5 protein-coding genes and 1 pseudogene are annotated in these 6,647 nt (G+C 51.4%); all 6 read right to left on the minus strand.

Going from position 1 to position 6,647, the window contains the following annotated elements; translation table 11 throughout:
* Positions 1-78 precede the first annotated feature (78 nt).
* Positions 79-518: pseudogene (locus DY926_RS12180) on the minus strand (transposase); the annotation flags it as partial.
* A 1,342-nt stretch (positions 519-1,860) separates the two neighbouring features.
* The gene (locus tag DY926_RS12190) at positions 1,861-2,685 is read right to left on the minus strand and encodes a replication initiator protein A (RefSeq protein WP_116703619.1); all 825 of its coding nucleotides are present in this window, start codon (positions 2,683-2,685) and stop codon (positions 1,861-1,863) included.
* Positions 2,686-2,775: 90 nt separating this feature from the next.
* Complete coding sequence (locus tag DY926_RS12195) at positions 2,776-3,657, minus strand: ParB/RepB/Spo0J family partition protein (RefSeq protein ID WP_010511481.1); 882 nt, start codon at positions 3,655-3,657, stop codon at positions 2,776-2,778.
* Positions 3,657-4,679: a ParA family protein gene (locus DY926_RS12200; protein WP_014106763.1), complete on the minus strand. Its 1,023-nt coding sequence runs from the start codon at positions 4,677-4,679 to the stop codon at positions 3,657-3,659. Before DY926_RS12200 ends, DY926_RS12195 begins: the two co-directional genes overlap by 1 nt.
* A gap of 1,125 nt (positions 4,680-5,804) precedes the next feature.
* Positions 5,805-6,278 carry a VOC family protein gene (locus DY926_RS12210; protein ID WP_241503192.1) on the minus strand — a complete coding sequence of 158 codons (474 nt, stop codon included), beginning with the start codon at positions 6,276-6,278 and terminating at the stop codon, positions 5,805-5,807.
* Between the two features lie 115 nt (positions 6,279-6,393).
* Positions 6,394-6,647 (minus strand): integrase core domain-containing protein (locus DY926_RS12215; RefSeq protein WP_148707776.1); only part of this gene is annotated, 254 nt, incomplete at its 5' end.

Consider the following 6,647-nt stretch of genomic DNA (forward strand, 5'->3'; position numbering starts at 1 on the left):
TACTTGTTGCGTGAACCTCAATGTGGCCAGTTCTACAGGTGTTCACTCCAAGCGTACGTAAAATACACTTTCGTGTCGTGATCCCTTCCAGGCCTGACGGATCAACGTGGTCTGTCGGACGTCCTCGCGAGCCCGTCGGCTCAGCGGCTCCTTCCGCCAGGCATAATACCCACTGGGCTGCACGGCCAGACAGCGGCACATTGCCCGAATTCCAAAATGATCGCGATGCTCGGCAATGAAGGCGTATCTCACTTTGCATCCCTGGCGAAATACGCGGTGACTTTTTTTAGGATGTCGCGCTCCTCGGTCACCCGGGCCAGTTCGCGCTTCAGTTGCCGGATCTCGGCATCTTTGCCGGTATCGCCTGATGCCATCTTCGCGAATTGCCGCTTCCACGCATATAGCGAATGTGTACTGACCCCGAGCCGCTGCGAAACTTCCGCTACCGGATAGCCCCGCTCGGTAATCTGCGCCACCGCATCACGCTTGAACTCATCACTGAAATTGGGCTTTCCCATCAACGCCTCCTGTCCTCATTTTTAGGAGCTTGGGCGTCCAGAAATCTAGGGGCTACTCAATTATAGCTTATTGCCCTGTCCGAAAAATGGGGACCACCTCTGATCCCGGCAGTGCCACCGACGGATCACACTCAGAAGCTCCATGTCAATCACCCCTCAAACCCCCAGCAGATGCTGCCGAGGAGTGTGAAGGCATGGGTCAAATCTCAATGAAAATTTCCGCCCTACCCGGGTCAGTTCTCAGTGAAAATCAACAGCCTGATTACTCTTTCCTTCAGCTCTCATTGCAACCGGGTCGGGCAGTGCGGGGCAAGGGTGCCGCGTAGCGGTAGCACCGGACCCGCGCGCAGGCGACGCAGACGCCGAGCACGGGGAGGAGCTACCCCTTGCGGCGTGCTGGTCGATCTGGTGCTTTTACATACTGGCTTATATTTCTATTATGGCTTTTTATTATCGGCTTATTAGCTTTTGGATTCTCGAATCTAAATCATATCCCTAAAGGGGTGTTTCTTGATTGGTGTATTTGCAGAGATTGCGACGTTAATTCAACGTCGAATAAGCTGCTTCTTCAAGGGGGAGAGAAAGCTGCTGCTTACATACCGGAAGATAATGCGTTTTAGCGCGAACTGAAGATGGAATGCAAGGAAGGCAGACTTATCCCCAACGGTCGAGTTAGAAGGTTATTTTTAAACTGTTAAAAAGTTAAAGGATGAAAAGCGCGTTTAATATCATTTGGTTAGGCGCTATTTCTGTGCGCGATGTTCCGATAAGACGTGCGCGATATTCCGAAAGAAAACGTGCGCGATATTCCGTTGGGATGTGCGCGATGTTCCGATAAGACGTGCGTGATATTCCGAACGAGAATCGCGTTGCTGTGAATAATGGGAGTAATCATCGTCGACAGGGCAGAAGGCATACCTTGCGACCGTCAAGAACAACTGCAACAGGCCTCCAATTTTTGGGAATGGATATAAGAAAGAGAAAATTTCGGAATATCGCGCACGCTGGAAAAGGCATTAGGCCAGATATTCGGAATATCGCGCACATTAACGATCTTCATCTTGCTAATTCGGTTATCAAGTTCACGCCGATAGTTGCCCAAGGTGTTGATGAGGCGCAGTCTCTGCCCAAACGCCATGAATTCGGAACATCGCGCACGTTTAAGGTAGGTCTCTGGCGTTCGGACGTCCGTGCGTTTGATTCCTTGGTCGATGACAAGTTATGGCATCCGATAACTAGCAGGCTTGATATCTTGGGTATTTTGCGCTTCACAGCCGCCCAGGAAAACAAACGCGACAGCGTCTCATGGTTCGGAACATCGCGCACATGTCCTGCTCATATTTTATCGCTGAGATTGTGATTCTCGATGTTCAAAAATCACTACGGGACGCCCTCCCCTTGGACCTACTTCGAGGGATAGCTGATAATCGGGGATAACGTCATCGCCTATAATTTTGAGAAGATCTCTTTTGAAAAATCGTAATTCGCGTGTAGTACCGATTTTCTTGGCGAGTTTATCTAGACTAATTTTCCATATTTCTTGGTTACCAAGATGCTTTCGTCCGATCTCATAAATACGGCGACCCAACCCACTATCGAGACTAAAATAAGTGGGGTTAATTGTCAGCACCCTGCGTTCCTTGACGAGGGCACGAAACATCCAGTCATTGAGCGTAATTTCAATGGCTGCCATAATTTTACGTCCAGTCGATGTTTTCCGCTCGACTACGCGCCATGTCTCTATCCAGCCAAACCCGCGCCGGTCGCGTTCGTCTGCAGATTCGATTGTTGTCATGATGTTCGTAGATCTCAGACGATGAAGCGCATCGAGCAAAAGGTCGTAGCTGCGCTTACCTGTTCCTCGACCGGTGACGCGCAGGAGATCATGCGCAGCGAAGCGGACTGTATGGTCGACAGTCATCCCTCGCTCAATGCGTTCATTGATAAGAGAGACGACATAAAGAAGTATGTCTTTATCCCAAATCGTCGCAAGCCCTTTTGGGCCAGGTTCTATGGTAATTTGTATTTTCCCGTCGTCATATATCAGAGGCTCCATGCGCGGTTGCTTCTGGATGCTGAAGAACGGATATTCCATAAGGGCTCTGTCATCCTTTAACGGAGCCCCTATTAGGGAGTCGACAAACAGGTCAGCTTCGTTGCTAGCCATTATCTACCCCAGCCCTGCCTTTTGTGCGCGATGTTCCGAATGCAAACAAACCGGTTAATACAACCAGGGTCAATGATTCTCTCGTCAGTGTTACGTATTTTCATCACCGAGCACCTGATCAATCTCGGCCCGGAGCCTTCGCAAGCGTTCACGGTCTTCCGAATTAAGCGGGAGTTGTTGGGCACGGACTTCACTTAGACGCTGGGCCATCCTGTCTACGGATGTAAACGTAAATCCGGAAGGTTTGCGGGTCGGTGCGGATTCCGGCCGTTCGAGGTCAGCTCGACCCAGTCGAATAGCTTTTACTGTGAGTTGTCCGGTTCTAGCTTGTTCAATGAGTTCTTGTTGTCTCACAGGATCCGGGACTCTTGCGAGTTCCACAAGGGTATTTCGTGCCACACCTCGCTCTGACGTCAACTCTTCAAGGATATCGGTTGGGAGCGTCAGGATTTTCAGGATAGAGCTAATTTCGCCGCGACTTTTTCCAAGAACTTCACCTGCCTGGCTCTGGTTCCAGCCTCTTTTTTCAATCAGTCGTTGGATGCCGGTTGCTTCTTCCAGAGGGTTTAGGTCCACTCTCTGAAGGTTCTCAATGAGCGCTGCGACTTCAGCATCACCGTCGTGTTCAATTGCAAGCATGCTGGACCAGCCAGCATGTTGCGCGGCTCGCCAACGGCGTTCGCCCGCGACTATGACCCACCGTTTGTCGGATTGTGAGTTCGTGACACGACGTACGAGAATGGGCTGAAGCTGTCCTTCAGCGACCATTGTTTCTGCCAGTGCTGCGATACTCTCGTCGTCAAAACTTTTTCGTGGTTGGTCCGGATCTGGCGCTACTTCTGTCAAAGGAATTTCGAATGTATGTCGAAATTTGCCGTCCTGGCGAACAAAACTGTTGCTGGCGTCGTCAATGAGCCCAGCGGCTACGCCAAGAATAGGAGATGGGGCTTTTGTTTTGCGTCGGGTTGCCATCACGCATTACCTTCAGGCTGTTCGATATCTGCAAGCGGAAAATCTGTCTTCGTTTGGAGTGCTTGTGCCAGCCGAAGGTACGGTGCCGTTGCGGCCGCTGAAGAAGAGGACTCCAACGCAATCCTGCCTGCGCGTGCAGCATGACCGTACACAGCGCTTGAAGGCACGGGTTCCAGAACTGGGGCGCGATCTTTCATCATGGAACATAAGTGTTGAAGGACTTCACGGTCCACAGATTTGCGTGCGTTATATTGCGTCGGTAAAATACCAAGAAGTCGAAGTCCTGGATTCAGACGACGCTGGATCTTGCCAATTGTGCCGATAATCAGGCCAACGCCCATTGTGTCGTAAGGCTCGGTTCTCACAGGGACAATTGCATCATCGGCAGCAGCAAGGCTCATCCATGTAAGCATGCCGAGATTGGGAGGTGCATCGATCACGATCCAGTCGTAGTCCTCACGGACAGGATCAATGGCTTCCCGTAGAGCGGCGTCAAAACCGGGCTCTCTCCGGCCGTCCGTTTCAGCTAGGTCAATATGGCTGGCGATGAAATCGAAGGGCAGCTCGCGTCCGTCTGGTAGCGTGCCTGCCGCAACCACGATTTCAGAGAGAGGTTTCCCACCGAGAATGAGGTGGGCTGTCGTTTTACCCTGATGATAAAGTTCAACACTGGCGCCAGCGAGTATTCCGGCTGTAGCTGTTGCTTGGGGATCCATATCAATGAGAAGAACGCGTCCTCCCAGTGATGACAACGCGTATGCAAGATTGAGCGAAGACGTTGTTTTCCCAACGCCGCCTTTTTGGTTTGCCAGCACAAGTATTCTTGCAGAATCTTGAACTGCGCCAGCCATATTACGTATCACCTCGGCGACATCATCCGGGATCGGTTCTTTATCGTTTTCCCAGCGGCTAATCTTGGGTTTATCATAGCTTCGGCCAAGTCTGCGGTTGAGTTCATCTTTGATGTCGGCCTGACTTAATCGCAAAGTCAGTCGGCTATTTCGAAATGTTTGACCGTTCATTATGGCTTCCCCAGACAGACTTTTGATGCGTAAAATAGCATCAACATCAACGATGATGGTTGATGTTGATTGTTATCAGTCTTTCTTGTCAAGGAAAAAATCGACGACATATGGGCTGATATGAAGCCCTAAATTGGTCTTCGAAAGATACGATCAATGTGTTCCTGCTTCTCGTCGAAGATCTAATCCGGCCCAGGTGCGGCATGTTAGGACCATATTATAGATTACTTGTGTCTTGAATGAGGCTTTGTCAAAGCGGACAAATCATTAAAACGAGGCATAAATCAGCCGAGGAGATAGCGATCAAAGATATAATGGAGGATGATATTTTGCTGTGCGGCGTGTTACGATAGTCTTCTGGTTCTAGTTCATCCTTATGCTCAATGTTCGGACGTCAGAACATTCTCAGACGAAATTTGTAAGGTCCTTCTCGGATGGGAGGAATACATCCCATCGCAAAATGCGCGAACCTCAGAGCATCGGAGCGTATGCTGATGTTCGGACGTCAGAACATCAGAGGGCGCGTGCCGGATTTTTATGAGCAGTGGTTCTGGACGTCGTTGGGCACCGAGATCGTGGTCGCCTCCTTGATTGCACTCCCACCAAGTTCAGGAAACCTATCGAACATGAATTTACCCTGACTGGGGACTTGGATAATGCGTCGTTTTTCCTCATCGTCCATTGTGAGCGATCGCAAGGTGTGCGATGCCGATGAGGGGGCAGCAACCAATTCCGCTGTCTTCATGTGGCCGGCGTTTCATCCGAAAGACCGCCATGGAACGTAATCGCTGCAGCGAGACGTTTGCTGGACATGGTAAGACAGAGCACTGCCGCGCCTTGGGGGCTCTAGCCTATGACAGCAAGGCGGATCGCAGCATCGGGAAGGACCAGGACGCTGCCATGGCGCTCATCGTCGAATGTTCAGGAGGCCGACCTGTTAATCACGTGGAGATGAAGATACGGTGCAAGCGGATTATCGACGTTCTTTTTCAAGGCATGAAAGAAGCGAGAGATAGGTCACGCTGCTACATATGCCGTTTTGCTTTGAACTAGGACGACGTAAAGCTGTCACGAGACCGAGACACCGGGACTAAATGACCGGTTTCTTCAGGTTAGTTCCCAGCACTAGGTCGTTCGCCTCCCCCCCCCGCTTTCCTGTATGTTGTCTATAGAAATAACAGACCGGTTGGCCACCCGTTGTCGCCGGGTTCCGAAACGGGCGCGGGCGGTTTTGGTTAACGGCGTAAACAGGCTGATGATCGTGCCCTCGGGATCGCGGAACTGGGTCGTGCGGTTGCCCCATGGCAGCAGCTTTGGCTCAATCACAACGTCCACTTTGTTTTTCAGGCGTGCGAATACGGCATCCACGTCATCAACCCTGAATTCCAGAATTGCGGTGCGGTTTGCCCCCGGTTCGGCAGTTCCTTCCCTGAACAGGGCGACCGTCTCGGCGCTACCGATCGCGAGTGTCGCGCCAGGGGTGACGATTTCGGCAAACTGGGGCGCAAGCCATTCGGCAGGCTGTTCGGTCACCAATTCATAAAATGCAACCATGGTGTTGATGTCAGCGGCAATCAGGCGGGTAGAGGCAAACTTCATCGAGCGATTCCTGCATAAGGTTGTGTTCGCCGTCTTTTGGCACAATCATGCTGACAGAGGTGGACCCGTCTGTTCGGACAGTTTTTGGGTTTGAATAAGCTATACCCGGTTGTTGTTATGCCGCAATTCTGACGGCGTTGCTGTTGGCCATCTGGTCCGGGGTTAACCCCGGACCAGATGGCGTCGGCGTGCCATGATACGCCTCATCAGGCGTTCGTCCAGCCAGGGCCGTATGGGGACGTTGCCCGTTATAATGGGTGATCCATTTCGTGAGCTCCACTCGAAGTTCTGATCCGGTCTCAAATGCGTGCAGGTAGACACATTCGTATTTCAACGACCGCCACAGACGCTCGATGAACACGTTGTCCA

This window comes from Komagataeibacter melaceti (assembly GCF_003403295.1).
GTDB lineage: Bacteria > Pseudomonadota > Alphaproteobacteria > Acetobacterales > Acetobacteraceae > Komagataeibacter > Komagataeibacter melaceti.